19 protein-coding genes are annotated in these 22658 nt (G+C 34.6%); 17 read left to right on the top strand and 2 right to left on the bottom strand.

Translation table 11 applies throughout. From position 1 onward, the window contains the following. Position 1 precedes the first annotated feature (1 nt). The 15 genes from QY331_16800 to QY331_16730 all read left to right on the top strand — a co-directional run bounded on the left by QY331_16800 (position 2) and on the right by QY331_16730 (position 16450). The gene (locus QY331_16800) at positions 2 to 1039 is read left to right on the top strand and encodes an ATP-grasp domain-containing protein (protein WKZ69623.1); all 1038 of its coding nucleotides are present in this window, start codon (positions 2 to 4) and stop codon (positions 1037 to 1039) included. A gap of 1 nt (position 1040) precedes the next feature. Continuing rightward, positions 1041 to 2396, top strand: coding sequence for a hypothetical protein (locus tag QY331_16795; GenBank protein WKZ69622.1), 1356 nt, complete (start codon positions 1041 to 1043; stop codon positions 2394 to 2396). Between the two features lie 77 nt (positions 2397 to 2473). Further along, positions 2474 to 2875, top strand: coding sequence for a GIY-YIG nuclease family protein (locus tag QY331_16790; protein ID WKZ69621.1), 402 nt, complete (start codon positions 2474 to 2476; stop codon positions 2873 to 2875). Between the two features lie 211 nt (positions 2876 to 3086). Further along, a complete protein-coding gene (locus QY331_16785; GenBank protein ID WKZ69620.1) occupies positions 3087 to 5156 on the top strand; it encodes an urea transporter in 2070 nt (689 codons plus the stop codon). Then, positions 5149 to 5991 carry a hypothetical protein gene (locus tag QY331_16780; protein ID WKZ69619.1) on the top strand — a complete coding sequence of 281 codons (843 nt, stop codon included), beginning with the start codon at positions 5149 to 5151 and terminating at the stop codon, positions 5989 to 5991. Before QY331_16785 ends, QY331_16780 begins: the two co-directional genes overlap by 8 nt. A gap of 10 nt (positions 5992 to 6001) precedes the next feature. Next, the gene (locus QY331_16775) at positions 6002 to 6610 is read left to right on the top strand and encodes a tetratricopeptide repeat protein (protein ID WKZ69618.1); all 609 of its coding nucleotides are present in this window, start codon (positions 6002 to 6004) and stop codon (positions 6608 to 6610) included. A 450-nt stretch (positions 6611 to 7060) separates the two neighbouring features. Further along, a complete protein-coding gene (tnpA, locus tag QY331_16770) occupies positions 7061 to 7507 on the top strand; it encodes an IS200/IS605 family transposase (protein WKZ69617.1) in 447 nt (148 codons plus the stop codon). Between the two features lie 370 nt (positions 7508 to 7877). Beyond that, positions 7878 to 9086: an anion transporter gene (locus tag QY331_16765; GenBank protein WKZ69616.1), complete on the top strand. Its 1209-nt coding sequence runs from the start codon at positions 7878 to 7880 to the stop codon at positions 9084 to 9086. A 140-nt stretch (positions 9087 to 9226) separates the two neighbouring features. Continuing rightward, positions 9227 to 9907, top strand: coding sequence for a hypothetical protein (locus QY331_16760; protein ID WKZ69615.1), 681 nt, complete (start codon positions 9227 to 9229; stop codon positions 9905 to 9907). A 322-nt stretch (positions 9908 to 10229) separates the two neighbouring features. Further along, on the top strand, positions 10230 to 10787 hold the full coding sequence (locus QY331_16755) for a TetR/AcrR family transcriptional regulator (protein ID WKZ69614.1): 558 nt from the start codon (positions 10230 to 10232) through the stop codon (positions 10785 to 10787). A 71-nt stretch (positions 10788 to 10858) separates the two neighbouring features. Continuing rightward, positions 10859 to 12892, top strand: coding sequence for a M13 family metallopeptidase (locus QY331_16750; GenBank protein ID WKZ69613.1), 2034 nt, complete (start codon positions 10859 to 10861; stop codon positions 12890 to 12892). 78 nt (positions 12893 to 12970) lie between these two features. After that, entirely contained in the window at positions 12971 to 13906 is a 936-nt protein-coding gene (locus QY331_16745) for an ATP-binding cassette domain-containing protein (protein WKZ69612.1), read from the top strand. After that, the gene (locus QY331_16740; GenBank protein ID WKZ69611.1) at positions 13899 to 15170 is read left to right on the top strand and encodes an ABC transporter permease; all 1272 of its coding nucleotides are present in this window, start codon (positions 13899 to 13901) and stop codon (positions 15168 to 15170) included. The genes QY331_16745 and QY331_16740 overlap by 8 nt, the downstream gene beginning before the upstream one ends. Positions 15171 to 15249: 79 nt before the next feature. Continuing rightward, the gene (locus tag QY331_16735) at positions 15250 to 15576 is read left to right on the top strand and encodes a hypothetical protein (GenBank protein ID WKZ69610.1); all 327 of its coding nucleotides are present in this window, start codon (positions 15250 to 15252) and stop codon (positions 15574 to 15576) included. A gap of 4 nt (positions 15577 to 15580) precedes the next feature. Next, a complete protein-coding gene (locus tag QY331_16730; GenBank protein ID WKZ69609.1) occupies positions 15581 to 16450 on the top strand; it encodes a hypothetical protein in 870 nt (289 codons plus the stop codon). A 2-nt stretch (positions 16451 to 16452) separates the two neighbouring features. On the opposite strand, the gene QY331_16725 is transcribed toward QY331_16730, so the two are convergent. Further along, positions 16453 to 17169: a hypothetical protein gene (locus QY331_16725; protein WKZ69608.1), complete on the bottom strand. Its 717-nt coding sequence runs from the start codon at positions 17167 to 17169 to the stop codon at positions 16453 to 16455. A 229-nt stretch (positions 17170 to 17398) separates the two neighbouring features. Here QY331_16725 and QY331_16720 point away from each other — a divergent pair, with 229 nt between their 5' ends. Both QY331_16720 and QY331_16715 read left to right on the top strand, forming a co-directional pair. Beyond that, the gene (locus QY331_16720; protein ID WKZ69607.1) at positions 17399 to 18619 is read left to right on the top strand and encodes a radical SAM protein; all 1221 of its coding nucleotides are present in this window, start codon (positions 17399 to 17401) and stop codon (positions 18617 to 18619) included. Positions 18620 to 18711: 92 nt separating this feature from the next. After that, positions 18712 to 19578, top strand: coding sequence for a polyphosphate kinase 2 family protein (locus QY331_16715; protein WKZ69606.1), 867 nt, complete (start codon positions 18712 to 18714; stop codon positions 19576 to 19578). On the opposite strand, the gene QY331_16710 is transcribed toward QY331_16715, so the two are convergent. Beyond that, entirely contained in the window at positions 19575 to 22652 is a 3078-nt protein-coding gene (locus tag QY331_16710) for a PAS domain S-box protein (GenBank protein ID WKZ69605.1), read from the bottom strand. The two genes, QY331_16715 and QY331_16710, sit on opposite strands and share 4 nt — an antisense overlap. Between the last annotated feature and the right edge of the window lie 6 nt (positions 22653 to 22658).

Genomic DNA, 22658 nt, shown 5'->3' with positions numbered 1-22658 from the left:
GATGAAAGAATTGAAAATTGCCGTATCAGGAATCAATGCGGTTGATAATCCCGGTCCGGGTGTTGGAGTTGCTCGTTCACTAAAAGAAGATCCCGACTTAAATGTAAAGGTTATCGGATTAGCTTATGACGCAATGGAGCCTGGCATTTATTTAGATTGGCTGATCGACAAAACTTTTATACTTCCTTATCCATCAAGCGGAAAAGATGCTTTGCTGGAAAGACTTTCATATATAAAAGATTCATATGGATTAGATTTTGTAATTCCCAATCTCGATTCCGAACTTCCCATTTACACCAAATACACAAAAGAAATAGAAGAATTCGGTATCAAAATTTTTGTTCCGACCGAAAGTCAATACAAACTCCGCGCAAAAGACAAACTTCTTCAAGTTGCGGAAAGAGTTAAAATCGATTTACCGAAAACTTCGGTTGTAAGTTCGCCGGAGGAATTAATTAAAGAAGTTGAAAAAATTGGTCTTCCTGTAATGGTAAAAGGAGCTTACTACAAAGCCGAAAGAGCTTATACAACTCAAGAAGCAATGAGTCACTTTCATAAAATTTCCGCCGAGTGGGGCTACCCGATTATTCTTCAAGAAGTTGTCAAAGGTGAAGAGATGAACGTTGTCGGCGTTGGCGACGGTGAAGGAAATTTACTTGGTAAACTCGGACTCAAAAAAATGTGGATTACTTCACTCGGTAAAATTTGGACGGGCGTTTCAATAAAAAATGAATTGATGATGAACGCTGCATCCAATTTTGTTAAAGAATATAAATGGAAAGGTCCGTTTGAACTTGAGTGTATAGTTGATAAAGAAAAAGTTTATTTAATAGAAATCAATCCTCGTTTTCCAGCTTGGTCTTACTTTGCAACGGGATGTGGAATTAATCTTCCTGCGAATATGATTAAAAAAGCATTGGATTTACCGTTCGAATTAGATAAAGATTACGATGCAGGAAAACTTTATGTTCGCTACACTTACGAAACAATAACTGATATGAGCACCTTCCAAAATGTTATTACAAAGGGAGAAAATTAAGATGGCGAAGAGATATGAAAAACCTGTGATAATAAAAGTACAAACCGGAATGATGAATAAGTTCGGCAACAGTCCATATTATACGAGAAAAGTCAGAACTGAAATTGACGGCGTTACTATAAATCAATTAGTCGAAAAATTCGGCTCACCGTTATTTGTTTTTTCGGAAACTTCACTTCGCAAAAGATACAAAGCTTATTATAACTCTTTTTCGACAAGATACCCGAACATTACTTTCGGCTGGTCATATAAAACAAATTATTTACCCGCTATCTGCTCGGTGTTTCATCAAGAAAGAGCAATAGCCGAAGTTGTTTCGGAAATGGAATATGATAAAGCACGAAGTTTAGGAATTCCCGGGAATAAAATTATTTACAACGGTCCTTATAAAAATTTACATGCTCTTGAAAAAGCAGTTAAAGAGGGATCGCTGATTAACATTGATCACTTTGATGAAATTTATGATTTGGAAAAAATAGCTGATAAACTGAATAAGAAAATTAAAGTCGGTATGCGTGTTAATATGGATACCGGTATTTACCCGCAATGGTCACGCTTCGGATTGAATTTAGATTCAGGACAAGCGATGGATGCCGTTAAACGAATGGTTAGCAAAGGTAAACTCGTTATAAATGGACTGCATTGTCACATTGGAACATTTATATTAGATCCAAATGCGTACGCGGTTGAGATTGAGAAGATGATTAAGTTCGGTTATGAAATTCAAGATAAGTTTAATATGAAAATTGATTACTACGATATAGGCGGAGGGTTTCCGTCAAAAAGTAAACTAAAAGGGACATACCAAGAACCCGATGTAATGATTCCATCAATAGACGAGTATGCCGAAAGTATTACGACTGCTCTTTTCAGAAACTTAAAACCGGGGGATTTACCCAAAGTTTATCTCGAAACCGGTCGTGCTATTGTTGATGAAGCGGGATATTTAATTACAACTGTTATTGCTTCAAAAAGATTACCGGACGGAAGGAAATCATATATCGCAGATGCCGGGATTAATTTATTATACACCGCCTTCTGGTACAAATATAATATTGAAACAGACCGACAGGTTGACGGCACAAACGAACCGGCAATTGTTAACGGTCCGTTGTGCATGAACATTGATGTAATCGAAGAAGGTACACTTCTTCCACCGATGGAAAAAGGAACGAGATTAATTCTTTCCCCCGTCGGCGCGTACAATGTTACTCAATGGATGCAGTTTATCGAATATCGCCCGAACGTTGTTTTGATCGGTGAGAATAAAGAACTCGACATAATTCGTGAAGCTGAAGACTTAAGTGATATTTCAAGAAGAGAAAAACTGCCGGAGAGATTGAAGTTGAAGGAATAATGTGTCTGTCATTCAGAGTTACGATGTTTTATATCGTGACGAAGAATCTCACTTTATACTTACAGAGGAATGATAAAGTGAGATTCCTCAGTCGTCAAAAAGTGACTTCTTCGGAAAGACAATTTTGTGTCATTCCGAACGTAACGAAGTGGAGTGAGGAATCTCACCTCGAAATAATTGACGAGTTAATTATGCTTAAGCAATACTATCTTTACATAATGACTAATAAATCAAGAACCTTATATACCGGTGTCACAAACGATTTAAATCGCAGAGTCTACGAACATAAGCAGAAATTAATAAAAGGATTTACTTCAAAATACAACATAACGAAATTAGTTTATTACGAAGAATACAATGATATTAACGATGCAATAAGAAGAGAAAAACAAATTAAAGGTTGGTCAAGAAAAAAGAAAATCGAATTAATTGAATCTATCAATCCGGAATGGAAAGATTTAAGTGAAGAATGGGAGTGAGATTATTTAAACATATTTGGAAGAACAGCACATTGTCATTCAGAGCGGAACGAAGTGAAGCGAAGAATCTAACCCTAAATTTACAAAAAAAGATAAGGTGAGATTCCTCAGTCGTCAAAAAGCGACTCCTTCGGAATGACAGTGGTGTGTCATTCCGAGCGTAACGAAGTGAAGTGAGGATTTTTACTTCAACATAATCGAATAAAAAATTATGAAACTCAACAACCACATAAAAGCACTGCTGCAAAGCTACTCCGAAATTTACTTCTTCAAAAGTAAATGGATAGGTGCGTTGTTATTATTGATTACATTTATCAATCCTTACGTTGCGCTTGGCGGAATTGTTGCCGTAATCTCTGCATACATTTTTGCCCGCATCATTAACATGAGCAACGAATTTTTAAACGAAGGCTTTTACACTTATAATCCACTTCTTACGGGACTTGCAATCGGTTACCTTTTCAAATTTAATGAGCTCTCAGTTTTATTTATGGTGATTGCAGGTATATTAACATTTATTGTAACAGTTGTAATGTACAGCATATTTATTTATTACTTGAAGATGCCGGTTTTAAGTTTACCTTTCGTTATTGTTTCTTCGATTGCTTACTTGGCGACAACGCAGTATTCAAATCTTTTTGTAACGGGACTTTATCCACACACAATCTATGATCTTGAAATCACACTTCCTTATTGGCTTGAAGGTTACTTCCGCTCTTTTGGTTCCATCTTTTTTATGACAGATGTTATTTCCGGAATTGTAATTGCATTGATATTTCTTGCGATGTCGAGGATTATGTTTTTACTTTCTGTTGTCGGCTACTTTGCAGGAAGTATAGTGGTCGGATTAATGTACGGTTCGTTCGAACAATCATTTGCAGATATCAATCATTTCAATTTTATTTTAATTGCAATCGCTGTCGGCGGAGTGTTTCTTGTTCCTTCTTTAAAAAGTTATTTGCTTGCTGTCATAGCGGTATGTACGTCAACAATTTTACTCGATTCGGTTCTGGTTTTTTGGTCAAACTTTGGAATCCCGGCATTTACTCTTCCCTTTAATGCTATCACACTTTCATTTATTTATTTGCTTGGATTAATTAAGTACCCACAAATTGCGTGGATAATAAAAAATACCCCCGAGGAAACTCTTGACTTGTACTTAACAAATAAAAATCGATATCCCGGGTTTGATACTTTTATACAGCTTCCTTTTTCTGGTAAATGGACAGTCTATCAAGACTTTGACGGAAAGTGGACACATAAAGGCAACTGGAAATACGCTTACGATTTTATCATTACCGATGAAGAAGGAAACAGTTACAAAAATAGCGGCGATTTATTGGAAGATTATTATTGCTACAAAAAACCCGTACTTTCACCCGTAAGCGGACGAGTAATAAAAGTTATAAACAATTTAAAAGATATGCCGATAGGAAAAGTTGATAGAGCAAACAACTGGGGAAATTTAGTTATTATAAAAGATGAACGTGGTTTCTTTGTTGAGTTATCACACTTTGCGGAAGATTCAATTAAAGTAAAAGAAGGTGATTGGGTTGAAAGAAGTTCAATGCTCGGGCTATGCGGTAATTCCGGTTACTCACCACAACCACATATTCATATACAAGTTCAAGAAAGTGAAAAAGTTGGTTCACACACCGTTCCATTCAGTTTTATCAATTATATCGAAGACGGAATTTTTTACTCCAATGATTTACCATCACTCGATAAAACCGTCGAACCTCTTCATATTGATAATGCTTATGATAATTTGATGACGTTTGTCCTCGATGATGAGATAAAGTTCGAAGTTTATAAAGAAAATCAAAAGATTGATGAGCTGCAATTAAAAGTTGATATGGAAATTGACGGAACATTTTATTTCGATTCCGGCAAAGGCAAACTTTACTTCGAAAAGAAAGACGGAACGTTTTATTTTTACAGTACCGAAGGAAACGACAAATACTTAAATATGATGCTGCAAGCTGTTCCACGCTTCCCGCTTGCTTATCGAGATAATTTAGTTTGGAACGATACAATACCCATTAGTGCTACAACTAGCAAAATTAAAAAAGCCGCTGTATTGTTTTTGAGTTCGTTTAATCATAACCTCTTCAGGGTAGATGTAACCTCAAAGTTTGTTTCATCGAAAAAGATTGAATCTGAAATTGCGTCCTCAACATTAAGATTAAAAAAGAAAACCGAAATAGAACTCGACGAGTTCAAGGGTTTTTCTTCTTTTAAAATGGATGACATTGAATTAAGGAAGGTTAATAATGAATAAACTTTCAAGAATATTTTTGATACTGGTATTTACTTCTATCGTCGGTGCGCAGTCCGTGACAATTATGCCTTATCATCTCCCGATTATTTACAAGGATTCCGGCGTAAGAGAAAACAGTTCTTTAACCGGAGTTTACGGTTCTTTTGAGCCAGACTTAAATCATAAATTCGAACTAGCTTTTGATTACTCCGACTTGAATTACATTTCCAATTTCAAAATAAAACAGTATGATTTTACATTTGCATATACAAACGAATCTAGCCCTGAAGAAAAGTTTAGATTCGGTGGACATTACATAATTTCGGATGATGCTTTAACCGATCAAGCTTATGTTCTTTTTGCAGGTGTCAGCAAATACCGTTTTCAAAGTTGGGATGCGAGCCTTGATGTTTATTATACCAACTATAATAATTATTCTCCTTCGTTTAACGCGATTCAATTGTCGCCGAGTTTTGGATTAACTTTTCCATTCAGCAGAACTCAAGGTATATATATCTATTCGTCAGCAGATTATATTATGCTGAATAAAAGTATATTATCGATTAAAAGAAATTACTTTTCATTACAAGAAACTTTGACATACTATAATAATAGGTTTTCGATTTCCGCTTATGCTTTATTCGGCGAGCAGAAGTTTGCGGTTCGCCAAAAAGGATTTTTAGTCTATAACGTTTCCGATTTAATGAAGAACGGGTACGGCATATCGGTAACTTATTCTTTTACTCAAAACTTTTTCTTGAAGGGCGGGATTGAATACGATAAGTTTGATGAAGAGGCTTATGGTACTTCCGCAACTTCGACAAAACTTATAATTTTAGCCGGATTTAATTTCTAAAGGAATTCAAATGAAAAAGCTGACAATGATATTTTTATTCATTTTTGTTTCTTCACTATTTGCAATCACGCCTGAAGAAATTCAAGAAGCATATCACAAATCATTTAACTATGAGCAGATTGAAGATTACGAAAATGCAATTCGTTCCCTATCTTCGGTTTTAAGTGAATATCCAAATGGGTACACTGTTAATCTAAGATTAGGATGGCTTTATTATTTGCTCGGCAAGTACGCTAATTCGATTGAACATTATCAAAAAGCTGTACAGATTGTTCCGACATCACTTGAAGCAAAAAATGGATTGATGCTGCCGCAGCTTGCACAGAATAAATATAGTGATGTAACTTCAATTGCTTATCAAGTTGTTTCGGTTGATCATTATAATTATTACGGTAATATGAGATTAGCGTATTCATTACGAATGCAGAAAAAATACGATCAGGCCGAACAAATTTTAAATAAGATGCTTGCTGTTTATCCAACCGACATTACATTTTTAACTGAACTTGCTTTGATTAAATACAATCAAGGTGATAAAGAAAAAGCCGGCAGCTTAATGTGGGATGTATTGACCTTGGATCCGGAAAACGAAACTGCGAAGAATTATTTTTCGAAATGATTCATGTTCAACCCCGATGGGGTTGTTGTTTTTGATTTTAAATCTTTCTATTCATGTTCAATCCCTTCGGGATTGTTGGTACCTCTTTGAATTCTGTTATTCGCGTTCAATCCATTCTGGGATGTTGATTAATCCGGAATCATTGTTTCTATCTATTTCAATTCTTCAGGGTAGTTTATTCAGTCCGTTAAGTGAATACTTTTGAATTCAATTCACGTAAAATCCCCTCGCGATTTTTCCATTAATTTTCATTCTAATTAATTTCCACAACCACGAAGTGGTTGAACACGAATAGCAATAGAACCAAATAATATCCCCAACCGCAACGCGGTTGAACACGAATAGAATCATGCGTCACTGCAAACAACCTATCAATTCAATTGTTCGAAATTATTGATTCGTTTTTTATATTATGTTCATTCAAATCCATAATAAAAATTGGAGATGATGATGAGCACCTACACACAAATTCTTTATCACATAACCTTCTCAACAAAACAAAGAAGACCCTCTTTGAATAAAGAAAATCGCACAAAATTATTTAAATACATCTGGGGACTTTTGGAAAATAAAAATTGTCATCTATACAGAGTTAATGGCGTGGAAGATCATATACATATCGTTACACATCTTCATCCGACCATTGCGTTATCAGATTTAATAAAGGATATAAAACTCAGCACCACAGATCTGATAAAAAACGAAAATCTATTTCCGCTTTTTGATGGTTGGCAGAATGGGTATGGTGCGTTTACGCATTCAATTTCAGAAAAAGACCGATTGATTGAATATGTGAAAAATCAAGAAGAGCACCACAAAAAGATATCTTTTAAAGATGAATACATAAAACTGTTGAAAGAATACAAAATTGATTTCAACGAAAAATATCTTCTTTGAATATGTTCAATACCTTCGGGGTTGGCCGTGGTTTTCCATCGTTTGGTCTATTCATATTGAATCGCTTCGGGATTATTTTTTTTATATTCATTTTTGATAAGTTCCACAACCACGAAGTGATTGAAGACGAATAGACCAGAAAACCAAAGAACATTCCCAACCGCGAAGCGGTTGAACTTGAATAAATCCATGTGACACATAAACAGATTGAACTCAAACGGGGTTCAAGGAAAACTCCATTGAAATAAATTCATTAATAATCATAAATCGATTATTTTAGTTATAATAAATCCGAATCAATTGGATGATGAATTAGAAATGATCTTAAACACTTTGAAGTTTGTCTTCAATATTTTTCGACCGGACTAACATGCTTACCCTTCATTCATTAATCATATTCATTACACTCGCCGGCGTTGCAATTGGTAGATTACCTAAACTAAGAATGAACCGCGCTACAATTGCTCTTGTCGGTGCGGGATTGCTTATAATAACAAATGCCCTTGAATTAAATCAAGCATACACTTCGGTTGATTGGGATACTATTCTGCTTCTTTTTGCAATGATGATATTATATATAAATCTAAGCCTCGCCGGATTCTTTCAACTAATTGCTGCAAAAATTATTCGTTTCGCCTCATCACCAAAACAATTATTGCTGGTTATAGTTTTTTCGTCGGGAATTTTATCCGCACTTTTTCTTAATGATACAATTTGTCTGATGTTCACGCCGCTTGTATTGGAAATTGCAATCACACTTAAGAGAAATCCTATTCCATATTTAATGGGACTTGCAGTTTCGGCGAACATTGGATCGGCAGCAACAATTGTCGGGAATCCTCAGAATATGATAATCGGAATTTCATCGGGTATAAGTTTCACCGATTTTGCAATTGCACTTTTACCGGTTTCGTTAATTTCCTTATTTGTTGGATGGATTATAATTGTACTTGTTTATAAAAAAGAGTTTGCCGGTAATAGATTTGAAATTCCCATCATATCCGAAGTTAAAATTTACAAACCACTTTTTATTAAAAGTATCATTGCAACATTGTTGATGATTGCTGCATTCATTTATGGATTTTCAATTCCGCTCTCTGCATTTGCTGCTGCATGTTTATTATTAGTAACACGCAGATTAAAACCCGAAAGAGTGTTCAGAGAAATCGATTGGTCACTGCTAGTTTTCTTTGCAGCATTATTTATCGTTACCGGCGCAATTGAAACAACCGGAATCAGCAATTATCTTTTTTTAAAAGTTGAATCATTTATTTGTGATAATGTTGTGAATCTTTCCGTTATTTCTGCAGTGTTAAGTAACCTTGTTTCAAACGTTCCGGCTGTGTTGTTGTTCAGACCGATAATTACAACTTGTCCCGATCCTACAAATTCATGGTTAATCTTAGCAATGGCAACAACATTTGCAGGCAATCTTACATTAATTGGTTCTGTTGCCAATTTGATTGTAGCCGAATCAGCTAAGAAGCGAGGAATACATTTATCGTTCGTTGAATATTTGAAATCCGGTTTTTTGATTGCCGTTATTTCTATCGGGATTGGGATTATTTTCTTTTTATAATTTCTTGCTCTCAAACTGAATCTGTCTTTATCAATAATTTTCCACTAAACAAATACTCAATTTTTATCTTGACAAACTTATCTCGTTAAGATAATTTAATTTTGCATCTTAAATTGTCTAATTCAAAAACGGGGTAATTAATGAAAAAACTGATCTTTGTCCTTATCCTTCCTTTAACTTTAATATTTGCACAAACAAAAGATGAAGAAAAAATAATCGACTTAGCCGGAAAGTTTGCCTTGATGTTTCAGATTGATCAGAATTTTGATTTAAATAGTTTTGATGGAATGTCATTTGCCGGAAAATATTTTTTTAGTGATGATTGGGGTGTTAGGTTCGCCTTTAGAACATCCTACAATGAAATTGATCAGAGTGCCTCCCACAGTAATTTCGAACTTGATCAAAATACAAACCTGATTCAGGATCATGACTATGTTAGTTACAAAGTCACACCGAGTATATTATATCACCTTTTAAACCACAATAGTATGCATTTTTTTATCGGTGGTGGCCCATTTATTTCTTATACAAATGATGAGCAAGCAGAAGTTCGTTATACAAAAGCAACCGAAGAAGGTCGAAGAAATAATTGGGCAAAATATTATGCAATAGGATTTGCTTTTTATACAAATGTTGAATGGTTTGTAAGTCAAGATATTTCATTAAGCGCGGAATATGGTTTCGAATATTCGTATGCTGAAATTGAAATTTGGGAAGGTAATTATGTGGATGATGATTTAATCAGTGAAATCAATAGAGATTCGATAAATAAATCGTTTAGATCATTGCCGGTTTCACTAGGTGTCTCAATCTATTTTTAATGTAATAGTTTAATAATGGAGCTCCGCCAGATGCGGACAAGTCCTAACGGAGCTCTTTTTCTTTCCCGTCTTATTTTTGTTACCATAATTAAGCTCTTACGGAGCTTTTCTAATATTTTCCAAATTTACTCTTCTGATTTCCAACTCCGTTAGGAGTTGCATTATGGTAACAAAAAATCAAACCAACTCTAACGAACACCGTAGGTGTTCAATTATTGTAGAAAAAACTCCGCAGGAGTTCAATATCATTACAACATAATTGACTTGCCTTATCAAAATTATATTCTTAACATACGGTATCGTATGTAAAATCATTTAACAAATGCCGAACATCAAAGTAAAATCTGAAGATTGGATCAAAAAAGGAATTGAGCTCTTCTCTCAAGGCGGAATTGAAGCATTGAATGTGGAGAAAATGGCGAAAATACTAAATTGCACTAAGGGCAGTTTCTACCACCACTTCAAATCCCGCGAAGATTATATTAACCAAATTCTTGAATATTACTACAAATCCCGCAAAAACATGCTAAAATCGATGGGAAGTTTGTATAATTCTCCTCTGGAAAAGTTGAGTCGGGTTTTGATCGGTGTATTCAAAAATCCACGTGGACTCGATTTCGAATTTCAACTCCGTAAACTTGCCGAAACAAACGAAAAAGCAAAAATTCATCTTAACAATCTAGAAAGAGAACGAATAACATACGTTAGCGTATTGTTAAATGATTGCGGAGTTGATGACGGCCAACTTCGTGCAGAAATGATTTATCACTACTATCTTGGATGGTATCAAAGAAATAAATTCAAATCCCTATCTGATCAAACCCTTCTCGATGAAGTAAGCAAGTTATCTATGTTAGCCGGAGTTGATCTCATCTTGTGATTTCAGCGAACCATAATCACACTTAATCGTCTAAATTTTGCAATTATTTTTTCATTAAATAGGAATTTAAAATGCGTAAAGTCACTTCAGCTCTTCTTGTAATTTTTATCACCACGTTTCTAATCCTTTCATGCTCTACTTCAAACAATGATGAAATCAAAGGATTTGATTTAGCAAACTTGGATACAACCTTCACGCCTCAGGAAGATTTTTATCATTATGCAATCGGTGGCTGGATTAAAAACAATCCGGTTCCCGATGATCAAAGTATATGGTCTGGATTCAACGAACTCCGCGAAACAACACGCGAGCAAGTTCAATCAATTATTGATAATGTATCTGCGAATCCGGGCAGCGATGTAAACAGCGTTCGTTACAAAGTAGGAACATTTTATAACGTTGGGATGGACACGGCAAAAATTGAAAGCGAAAGCTGGTCGCCTTTGATGAAAGAATTCGAAAGAATTGATGCAATTGCTGATAAAGATGATGTTATTAAAGAAATTGCACACATGCATATTTACACGGCTTCGCCGCTTTTCTATTTTATGTCCACAACCGATGCAAAAAACAGTGAATATGAAATTGCCGGAATTTGGCAGGGTGGTTTAGGTTTGCCAGACAGAGATTACTATGTTGAAAATGACGACCGCTCAAAAGAAATAAGAGAAGCATATATTGAGCATCTGCAAAAAATGTTTCAATTAATCGGTTCGGATTTAGAGTTAAGTGAAATTGAAGCTCAACGAGTAATGAATTTCGAAACTCGTTTGGCAAAAGCATCAAACACACGAGTAGAAAACAGAGATGTTAACTCAACTTATAACAAACTTACAACCGAAGAAATCAAATCTCGTTTTGGTGGATTTGATTGGGATTTATATTTAACCGAAACCGGCGTTGGCGATCCAAAGCATATCGACATTTCTCAACCAAAATTTATTGAAGAAGTAAGCAAGGTGGTTCAAGAAGAATCAATCGATACTTGGAAATCATATTTGCGCTGGTCTCTTATTAATGCAATGGCTTCATACTTAAGCTCTGATTTCGTCGCTCAAGATTTTGAATTTTACGGAAAGTTTCTTGAGGGAAGAAAACAAAACGAACCTCGATGGAAGCGTGTTCAGGGAACAACCAACAGAGCATTGGGTGAAGCAGTCGGACAACTTTATGTAGAAAAATTCTTCCCTCCCGAAGCTAAAGAACGTGCAATGAAAATAGTTCAAAACATTTTGGTATCGATGGAAGAAAGCATTAAAAATTTGGAATGGATGAGCGAGGAAACCAAAGTCGAAGCGTTGAAAAAACTACAAGGGTTCGGAGTTAAAATCGGTTATCCTGATAAATGGAAAGATTATACAGATTTAGTAGTAAAAGATGATTCTTATGTTCAAAACATTATTCGCTCAAATTATTTTGATCATCAAGAAATGTTGAAAGATATTAATCAACCGATTAAACCATGGGAGTGGGGAATGACTCCGCAGACAGTTAATGCTTATTATAGTCCTGTTAGAAATGAGATTGCGTTCCCTGCCGGGATACTTCAATTTCCGTTCTTTGATTACAGAGTTGACGATGCAATTAATTACGGTGCGATGGGCGCGGTAATCGGACACGAAATTACTCACGGTTTCGACGACCAAGGAAGACAGTACGATGCCGAAGGAAACATACGTGATTGGTGGACAAAAGAAGATGCGGATCGGTTCAACGAAAGAGCACAAGTTCTTGTTGAACAATTTAATAAGTACGTTGCAATAAACGATATGACAATCAATGGTGAAATGACACTCGGTGAAAATATCGGTGATCTCGGCGGTTTAACAATTTCCTACAACGCATTCACAAAAACCGAACAATATAAAAACGGTGAAGAGATTGATGGCTTTACACCTGCGCAGAGATTTTTCCTGAGTTGGGCACAGGTGTGGAAAAACAATATAACAGATCAAGAGTTAATGCGCAGATTAAAAGTCGACGTTCACTCACCGGGACAGTGGCGCGTACTTGGCCCGTTAAGCAACATGCCGGAATTCTTTGAAGCATTTGATGTTCAACCAGGCGATCCTATGAGAAATGAAAAGCTTGTTAAGATTTGGTAAAATCTTCAAGGCGGCTTCCATTATAGCCGCCTTTCTTTTATTTTGTAAAATTAATTCTATTTAGTTGGGAGACTCTTAATGAACGCACTTGAAGTAAAAAATCTTACCAAAACATTCGATAAGGTTGTTGCAGTTGACAACGCTTCGTTCGAAGTACCGGAAGGAAGTATATTCGGGCTTATCGGCAGAAACGGCGCAGGCAAAACGACCACGATTAGAATGATGATGAATATTTATATTCCCGATAGCGGCGAAGTTTTGCTGCGTGGGGAGAAAGTCGATCACCGATTTAAAGATAAAGTTGGTTACTTACCCGAAGAACGAGGACTTTACAAAAAATCAAAAGTGCTGGATATACTTCTTTACTTTGCAGAATTGAAAGGAAAGAAAGGAAAAGAGATTCATAAAAAAGCAGAAGAATATTTAGAGCGATTCGAATTACTCGATAGAAAAACCGCAAAGATCGAAGATCTTTCGAAAGGTAATCAGCAAAAGGTGCAGTTTATTTCTACAATTCTACACGATCCCGAATTTATAATTTTAGATGAACCGTTTTCCGGGCTCGATCCGATCAACACAAATTTGTTAAAAGAAATTATACTCGACTTAAAGAAACAAGGTAAAGTTATAATCTTTTCAACACACTTGATGGATTTTGCCGAAAGAATGTGTGACCACATTACAATGATTGATCGCGGAAAAATTATTTTAAAAGGAAAGTTGAGTGAAATTAAATCGAAGTATGCACATAAAAATGTCAGCTTAAATTACGAAGGTGATATATCATTCTTAAAATCACATCCGCTTGTTGAAAAGATAGAAGATTTCGGCAACACAACCGGAATAAGAATTACCGATGCCTCAAAGACTCAAGATTTATTAAAGTTATTGATCGATAACAAAGTGAATGTCAAAAAATTTGACGCAAACGATATTTCACTTCACGAAATATTTATTTCACTTGCCGGCAAAGTTGAAGGCGAACAATTAACCGCGGGGGTGGCAAATGTTTAATTTAAATAAAGCATTAACCGTTGTTAAACGCGAGCTAAGAGATAAACTCTTATCTAAAACTTTTGTCATTATGACTTTATTGCTTCCTATTTTCATGTTTGGAATTCTCGGCTTTCAAACTTTTTTATTAACTCAGGAAAGTGATGAAGGTACTTCAATTGAACTTATAGCCGAAGACGGAAAAGTATTGGACAACATCCAAAAAGTTTTCCAAGAAAGAACGTTCATCCAAAACGGATATTATAAAGTAAACTATTTTCAAAAAGACAGTTCTTCACTGCAAAGTTACTTAGAAGAAAAAAGAGAAGATCTTTTAAGTGATAAACTAACCGCAATTATTTTTGTTCCGTCAAGCGCGCTTGCCAACAAGAATGTAGAATACTATTCCAAAAATCCGAACAATAGAACGGTGTTTGATAAGCTCCGCGATATGATAAACAACGCACTTGTTGAAACTTATTTTGAAGATAAAAACTTCTCTCAAGAAGAAATTGAATTTGCCGGAATGCGTGTGGGGTTTAATACATTCAGAGTTTCTACCGACAAAGATGTTGAAGAAGAGGGCGTTGGGAATTTAATCGCGTCTTTCTTATTTACTTTTCTTCTTTACTTCAGCTTAATATTTCTCGGCACAATGATGATGCGCGCAGTCGTGGAAGAGAAAACATCAAAAATTGTTGAAGTGCTTTTGTCATCTTGTTCAAGTAATGATTTAATGACCGGGAAAATTCTCGGAACCGGAATAACCGGATTAATGCAAATGTTTATCTGGCTGCTTCCTGTTATTATGCTTATTACAACTTCTGTATTTACGCTTCCAGCTGATTTTAATCTAAAGCTTGATATGGGAATGATTGTTTATTTCTTAATAAATTATTTTATCGGGTTGATGACATTCTTAGGATTATTTGCTTCTGTCGGTGCAATTTTCGATAATGATCAAGATGCACAATCCGGTATTTGGCCGATTATGATGTTGATAATGATTCCGTTTTTTATTGCAATAACTTCTCAAAATAATCCGGATAGTGCGTTGATAAAGATTTCTTCTTTTGTTCCTTTTTCATCAATAATTGTTATGCCGGCAAGAATGACCTTGGTTGAAGTTCCCTTGTGGGAATTGTTAGTAGCAATTGTAATTAATATTGCGACATTCTTCGGTATATTTATGCTTGCAGGAAAAATTTATCGCGTCGGTATCTTACGTACCGGTAAAAAGCCAAGCTGGGCTGAAGTTGTGAAGTGGTTTAAATACCAGTATTAGACATTCCTTTGCGTCTTCGCGCCTTTGCGGTGAATTAATGAAAATCAACCGCTAAGACGCAGAGGCGCAAAGTTTATTTATGGACAACAACGAACTCATACAACCCCTAATTGAAAAGTTGTACAACGATTTTTCAATTGACAAAATTAATCTTCCAACAACGAAAGATTATTCCGAGGAATTAAAAATTATAAAAGAGTTTTTATCAAAAAGAATTTCAGAACTGATGACAAAAAACCAAGAAAGATTTTTTAATACTCTTTACCGAATTGACGTAAGTGAAAAGAAAGTTGCTGCTGTGATGAACAACTCTAAAAATATTCCGGATGATCTAGCCGATTTAATTATTGAGCGACAATTACTAAGATTGAAAACTCAAATGATGTATAAAGAAGGCAAGCTGTAATTTTATGAATCGTTCAATTATTCTTTTACTTTTAATCTTTTTGTTTGTCTCTAGCACATTCTTTGCTCAGCAAAATGAATTAATTAACATAGATCAAATTTCTAATAAGATTGTAGACATAATTGCCGGTAATTTAGGCGAGATCAAAAAAGAATATCACAAAATAGAAGTCTTCAAAAATTACCCGTTTCAAACCGCATCGCTTTTTGTTCTCAGCAATGTAATGATTAATCATTGGCAAGCCAATCTTTTGCGAAACGAATTTTTTGCAAGTGATTCGATGAACTCTTCAATTATAAAACAGAATTTCAGCGAGATTAACTTTGCTGATTCCACTTCGTTATATAATAATGTATTTATGAGGATTGGTAAATATTATTACGGGGTTTACGGCAATCGATTTGATGTTCAGAATTTTCTATCAATCAACAACGACGATATTGAATTGATGTTCGATATTAAGATAAACGAAGATCAATTAAAAACTAAAGAATATTTACTTGATGAATTAATAAAGTATAACAACGAGCTCGAGTATCAACTATCCAAACAAATGATTGCAGCTTTTAATGAACTCGGATTAATGCAACGTGAAATTATGAGTATCCCGGTTTTAACAATGAATGAATATAATGCGCTTTATAATGTAGCGAATATTATTACCGATGAGTTGGTGATCTTATTACAAGATTATAAAAATGAATGGTTTATCGAATGGGGAAATCAAAATACTGATACACCTATAACTTTTCTGCATTACTTTTTCGAAAGATACAACCTCGTTGTTACCGAGACGACAAACAAACTTATCGACTTAGGATATATAAAAGTACCCGTCCCAAGAAATTTTAATTATGTGATTCTTATCCAGTAAACTTAAGCCGCTAACTCTCTAATCAATTTTCTTTTTGCAATCGGAAGAATTGTTTCGGCAAAAGGGAAATCGATGTCTATGTAAAATTTATAAGCTGCGGGATTGGGAAGTTCGGGATATCTCTTAATCATTTCTAATTTTATTTCTTCCGGTTTAACTAGACTTACATCGCTTGAATTAATTGCCTCTACAAGATTGGTCTTCAATGTATGAAAAGTTTCACCTTGCGCGGGAAACAAAGTCATCTCATATCTGTAAACCAACATTGTATCTTCTTGATTATCGGGGATAATAAAGTAGCCTTCTTTCTTATATATGGGTAGTATTCCTATTCCTTTTATGATGAGATTGTTCTCAATAAAATCAAAAATTGCTTTTCCTTCATCTATTATTTCATTGATTTTTGGCATTGCCCAATTGATAAAATCAAAAACCAATTTGGTTTTGCTTTCGGACAATTCCACTTTTTCATAAATCGCTTTTTTATTCTCTAGATCAAATCCAACCAGTTTGGAAGGAAGACTATCGTGAAGTAGTGTTCTTCTGGTAACAATATCATTCAGTATCGAATATAATTTTATCAATTCTGCTAAATCAGGATATAACATATTTTTATGTAAGGTCTCGCTGCTATTTTTAATAGCAGCCATAACTTTATATCGGCTTAATTCAATATCATCGGCAGCTTGTAAGAATATGTTTAATGATAAGGTTTCCATAAATCCCTCATTTTTATTAAACATTATAAAAGATATTTTATGCTGTTTAATTATCTATTTTATTAGTAAAAAACGAATTGAAAATTTTTCTTTTATTTAATAATGTTGTGATTGCTTGTAAGATTACAATTATAATATTTATTTAATATATAAGATGCAATGTCTTTTCGCCGACCTTAACTACCTTAATTTGTTTGATAGATTTTTATAAATATGAATCGGAGTTATTATGGAAAACGTAATCGATCACAAGCAATTATTTCGTCTACCTTGGACTTTACCCGATAATGCTATTTCTTGGTTGGAACCAACTTCAGCATGTAACCTTGCATGCGATGGATGTTATCGAGAAAATGTTAAAGACTCGCACAAAACAATGGAAGAAGTAAAGCGTGAATTGGATGTTTTTCAAAGACTAAGAAAATCAGATTGTATTTCTATCGCCGGCGGTGATCCTCTTCTTTATCCAAACATTGTTGAACTTGTTGCTGAAATTAAAGCACGTGGAATTAAGCCCATCATCAATACAAACGGTAAAGCGTTAACAAGAGAACTTTTACATGAATTAAAGTTAGCGGGAGTTTATGGTTTTACATTTCATGTTGACAGCAAGCAAGGAAGACCGGGCGAATGGAAAGGAAAAAACGAATTAGAACTGAATGATTTACGATTACAATACGCACAAATGCTTGCCGATGAAGGCGGGATTGCATGTTCTTTTAATTCTACTGTTTATGATGACACACTTCAATACGTACCGGGAATGATTGAGTGGGCGCATAAACATATTGATATAGTCCACACTATGGTGTTCATTGCTTTTCGTCATGTTGTTCCGGAAATGCCGTTTGACTGGTATGCCGGCGGACAAAAAGTCGATTGGCAGAAAATAATGTATCACTCCGATGAGAAACGAAAAGTTGATATAAAATCAACGGATATGCTGAAAATTGCAAGAGAGAAATTTCCCGAGTTTACACCTGCAGCATATTTAAACGGAACAGAACAGCCCGATTCTTTCAAGTGGTTGTTGACAAATAGAATCGGTAACAACCATAAAATATTCGGTTACTTCGGACCAAAGATGCTTGAACTTGTTATGTTCTTTTATCACTTTACTCAAGGTACATATCTTTCTTATGCCGCTCCCAAAACAACCAAACTTGGAAGATCAACTTTGTTTTTCCTCTGGCTGCTGGATAAAGGCGTAAGAAATTCATTCAAAAAATATCTGGGACATGTTTTAAGAAATCCTCTTAGATTATTTAAGAAAGCTCACATGCAATCAATTTTGTTTATTCAACCGGTTGATTTTGATAAGTGGGGTAATCAAAATATGTGCGATGGTTGCCCGGATATCACCGTTCATGAAGACCGCTTGGTTTGGTCATGCCGTTTGGAGGAACCGAAACAATTTGGAACGTTTTTAAGATCTTTCCCTAAAAATTAATAATTACCGTAGAGAGACAAATCAACGTTTCTCTACGGAATCTCACGATCAATTTTGTTATTTTATTTTAAATAATAAACTTGGACTCGTATATGGAAATCAAGCCGGATCAATTTAAAGCAGAATACAAAAAATTCTCTTTAAAGAAATTCAAAACCGAAATGGATTTTGATCTTAAGAAAGACGACGGCAAAAAATTACTCGATCAAAACATTCAAAAGCTGACCGAACTTCAAGATAAATTATATGCTTACGACAAATATGCTATGTTGTTAATTTTTCAAGGAATGGATGCCGCCGGGAAAGACGGAGCAATTAAACATGTTATGAGCGGTTTAAATCCGCAAGGAGTACAAGTATTCAGTTTCAAGCAACCTTCTTCTGAAGAAATGGATCACGACTATCTTTGGCGAATAAATAAATCGTTGCCGGAGAGAGGAAGAATCGGAATCTTTAATCGATCACATTATGAAGACGTTTTAATTGTACGCGTTCATGACTTGCTTAAATATAGAAAGCTGCCTCAAAAATTTGTAACCGAAAATATTTGGAAAAACAGATTTGAACAGATAAGAAATTTTGAAGAATATCTTTATAAAAACGGTATAGTGACGTTAAAGTTTTTCTTACATATTTCAAAAGACGAACAAAAAGGAAGATTCATTAAACGGTTGGAAGATAAATCCAAGAATTGGAAATTTTCCGCTTCGGATTTAAAAGAAAGAAAATATTGGGATGATTATCAAAAATGTTTTGAGGATGCGATTAATTTTACTTCTACAAAATATGCTCCGTGGTATATAATTCCCGCCGATAAAAAATGGTTTGCGCGTTATATTATTTCAGAAATAATCGTTGAGGAAATGCAAAAACTAAAACTCGCTTATCCAAAACTGAATCAAGAACAGCAAAAACAAATTGAGATTTATAAAGAAGAGTTAAAGAAACAAGATGCTTAATTTTCTTTCAATGGAAAGATCAAAGTGAAGGTTGTACCGACATGTTTTTCGCTATCGACCGAAATTTGAATCTTGTTTAATTCACAATATCTTTTAACTAGTGCAAGTCCCAGCCCGTTTCCTTCATACTTTCTAGTATATCCGTGTTCTTCTTGAGTAAACGGTGTAAATACTTTTGGAAGGTATTCTTTTGAAATTCCAATCCCCGTATCCCTAATCTCAACAACAATATTTTCATTTTCGTTTTTAAATATCTCTATTGTGATTCTTCCTTTATGAGTATACTTAATTGCGTTGTGAATTAAGTTTTCAAAAATTTGTCGAACAGAAAATTCATCGGCGTAAATTTCAGTGCTTTCAATTCTATTATTGATTTCCAGCTCTAACTTTTTCTCTTTTGCAAGTCGTGAAAATTCCGGATAAAGTTGAATGAAAACGGTCTGGTAAAGATCGAAATCATTCATTGTTGCTTGGTAAGACCCTGTTTGAAGCTGCGACATATTAAGAATCAAATCAATTGTACGAATAATTCTTCTTGATGCTCCGTCAACGATGCTAAAACTATTGTAAAGATCGTCACTTATAAATCCTCTTACTTCTTCTTTAATTAAATTGGAAAAACTAAGTATAACATTTATAGGTGTACGTATTTCATGCGACATCTGTGCAAGAAATTCGCTTTTTAATTTATCAGACTGCTCGGCGTTATCTTTTGCCTCAATAAGTTTTTCTTCAATATTTTTTTGAGTTGTTATATCTTCTATAATTCCTTCGTAGTATTGAACATTGCCGTTTTCATCCTTTACGGCTCTTGCACTTTCTCGTATAAAAAAGTTTGTGCCGTCTTTCTTTTTGGCTATAGTTTCGAACCCATAAACTTCACTACGTTCGTCCATCAGTTCTTTAAATATTTTTCTTGTAGATGACTTTTCGTACAAAGCTTCGGAGGCAGGAATTTTTTTAAAATCTTCAAATGAATCATATCCCAGTAATTTACATAAAGCAGGGTTTGCCATGACAATCTCGCCCTGGGGTGATGTTCTGTAAATTCCGAGTATTGCATTTTCATATAAACCGCGGAATCGTTCTTCGCTTTCTTTTAATTTATTTTCGGCAATGATTTTTTCTGTTACGTTTCTAAGCGCTCCGGCAATTGCCGTAACTCTTCCTGATTCATCTAGAATTGGTGATTCCGCTGTTTGTACAAATATTTTTTTACCGTCTTTTCTTATCAACTCCAGTAAATATTCATCTTGCCTTTCGCCTGTTTTAATTGCTTTTTCTGTTAATTCAAATGCTGTCTTGTTGATGGGATTATCGCTTGCAAGTTGTGTCCAATTTATCATTAATTCATCTTCGGTATAACCAAGCATTTCATATGATTGTGGACTTACATATTTCAAAACATGGTTTGTATCATGTATGTAATACATTTCATTGCTGTGTTCAATAACGTTTCTGAGTTTTTCTTCACTTTCTCTTAATGCATTTTCAATATTTTTGCTTTCGGTTACATCGTTTTTAATTGCTATAAAATATTCAATCCTTGCATCTTTTCCTCTAACAGGAGTGATAGTTTGTCTTTCTATGTAATCAGTTCCGTCTTTTTTCTTGTTTGTTATTTCACCTTCCCAAACATTTCCGGAATTTATTTTATCCCAAATGTTTTTATAAAACAATTTATCGTGCTTTCCGGATTTGAAAATGTTTGGTTTCTTCCCTATCAATTCATCAAAAGTATAGCCGGTTAATTTTGTAACGGCCGGATTTATATAAACTATTGTTCCTTTTGAATCAGTAATTACTATTCCGTTAGCGGCTGAACTTAAGGCTGTGCTTTGCAAATAAAGTTGATTTTCAATGTCCTTTCGTTCTGTAATATCCTGCAGCATCCCGATTATGGAAATTTTTCCGTCAGGTTCACTTCTTGAGCCGTGAACTTCGACTGTTATTTCTCTGCCGTTCTTTCTTATTCCTCTAAATTCGTAGTGAAGACTATTAACTTCGCCGCTTATTCTTTTTTCAATATTAGAAAGGACAAGATCTCTATCGTTGGGATGAATTAAATCTTTTGGAGTAAGTTTGTTTGTCATTTCATCTTGATCATAACCGAATATTTCCGCTAACTTAGGGTTAACATAGGTGAAGACATTATCGGTAATTATATAGACACCGATAATTGATTGCTCAACGAGAGTAATATATTTGCTCTCAACTTTTGTTATTTCCGATTCGACCTTTTTCTTATCCGAGATATCTAGTTGAACAACTTGCAATGCGGGTTTGCCGTTATAATTCATAAACGAAGCAAGAACTTCAATCCAGTATACTTGTCCGTTTTTTCGGATTCCTCTAAATTCTTGTTTGGGTGAAACACGTTTTCCGCTAAAGCGCAGTTTCATTACCTCAAACATTCTTTCTCTATCTTCGGGATGAACAAGATGTTTTACACCGTTGATATCAAGCTTTGTCAACTCATTTATTGAATAACCCGATATTTCCGCGGCTCTTTGGTTTGCAAAAACAATTTTAAAATCTTGGATTATAAGAATTGCCTGGAGAGAATTTTCTACAACATTCTTATATGCTTCTTTAAATTTTTCTTCTTCGGATCGATCTTGAAAAGTTATGTGAACAGCTTTTTTTATTTCGTCGTCATATTCAACAAGGCGCGCTTGAATTTCTAATATAATCTTACTTTTGGTTTTGCTTCTAAACTCTAATTTCTCTTTATAACTATCCAGTTCACCGGTAAATAATTTTTTTATATTTGTCTGAATATCTTCAAGTTTATTGTTATCAATAACAAAGTCTTTAATTTTTTTTCCAAGAACGTTTTGGACTTCTTCACTTATTAAATTAAGGAAAGCTTTGTTAGCGAAAAGAATCGCGCAATTTATATCAATACTAATTAGAGGAATGGGAGCAAGGGTGAAGAATGCATCTAGCTTACTCTTGTTCAAAAAAGATGATTTGAGTTGTTCAACTTCCTTTGATAAATTATCATATTTGTTTAATAATTCGGAAAGCGAGAAACTTTTATTGCCGGTTTTACCGGAAGATGATTCTGGCATTAACTA

The sequence above is a fragment of the Melioribacteraceae bacterium genome, assembly GCA_030584085.1.
In the GTDB taxonomy this organism is placed as follows: Bacteria; Bacteroidota; Ignavibacteria; order Ignavibacteriales; family Melioribacteraceae; genus SURF-28.
The sequence above is the reverse complement of the archived record's forward strand: the minus strand, read 5'-3'. Positions and strand labels throughout refer to the sequence as shown.

What these genes read in the sequence shown, in the direction of transcription:
- QY331_16725 (WKZ69608.1), bottom strand. Translation starts at nt 17,169, where the DNA reads ATGGAAACCTTATCATTAAACATATTCTTACAAGCTGCCGATGATATT.
- QY331_16760 (WKZ69615.1), top strand. Translation starts at nt 9,227, where the DNA reads ATGAAAAAACTGATCTTTGTCCTTATCCTTCCTTTAACTTTAATATTT.
- QY331_16800 (WKZ69623.1), top strand. Translation starts at nt 2, where the DNA reads ATGAAAGAATTGAAAATTGCCGTATCAGGAATCAATGCGGTTGATAAT.
- QY331_16755 (WKZ69614.1), top strand. Translation starts at nt 10,230, where the DNA reads ATGCCGAACATCAAAGTAAAATCTGAAGATTGGATCAAAAAAGGAATT.
- QY331_16710 (WKZ69605.1), bottom strand. Translation starts at nt 22,652, where the DNA reads ATGCCAGAATCATCTTCCGGTAAAACCGGCAATAAAAGTTTCTCGCTT.
- QY331_16765 (WKZ69616.1), top strand. Translation starts at nt 7,878, where the DNA reads ATGCTTACCCTTCATTCATTAATCATATTCATTACACTCGCCGGCGTT.
- QY331_16740 (WKZ69611.1), top strand. Translation starts at nt 13,899, where the DNA reads ATGTTTAATTTAAATAAAGCATTAACCGTTGTTAAACGCGAGCTAAGA.
- QY331_16720 (WKZ69607.1), top strand. Translation starts at nt 17,399, where the DNA reads ATGGAAAACGTAATCGATCACAAGCAATTATTTCGTCTACCTTGGACT.
- QY331_16775 (WKZ69618.1), top strand. Translation starts at nt 6,002, where the DNA reads ATGAAAAAGCTGACAATGATATTTTTATTCATTTTTGTTTCTTCACTA.
- QY331_16715 (WKZ69606.1), top strand. Translation starts at nt 18,712, where the DNA reads ATGGAAATCAAGCCGGATCAATTTAAAGCAGAATACAAAAAATTCTCT.
- tnpA (WKZ69617.1), top strand. Translation starts at nt 7,061, where the DNA reads ATGAGCACCTACACACAAATTCTTTATCACATAACCTTCTCAACAAAA.
- QY331_16745 (WKZ69612.1), top strand. Translation starts at nt 12,971, where the DNA reads ATGAACGCACTTGAAGTAAAAAATCTTACCAAAACATTCGATAAGGTT.
- QY331_16780 (WKZ69619.1), top strand. Translation starts at nt 5,149, where the DNA reads ATGAATAAACTTTCAAGAATATTTTTGATACTGGTATTTACTTCTATC.
- QY331_16795 (WKZ69622.1), top strand. Translation starts at nt 1,041, where the DNA reads ATGGCGAAGAGATATGAAAAACCTGTGATAATAAAAGTACAAACCGGA.
- QY331_16750 (WKZ69613.1), top strand. Translation starts at nt 10,859, where the DNA reads ATGCGTAAAGTCACTTCAGCTCTTCTTGTAATTTTTATCACCACGTTT.
- QY331_16735 (WKZ69610.1), top strand. Translation starts at nt 15,250, where the DNA reads ATGGACAACAACGAACTCATACAACCCCTAATTGAAAAGTTGTACAAC.
- QY331_16730 (WKZ69609.1), top strand. Translation starts at nt 15,581, where the DNA reads ATGAATCGTTCAATTATTCTTTTACTTTTAATCTTTTTGTTTGTCTCT.
- QY331_16785 (WKZ69620.1), top strand. Translation starts at nt 3,087, where the DNA reads ATGAAACTCAACAACCACATAAAAGCACTGCTGCAAAGCTACTCCGAA.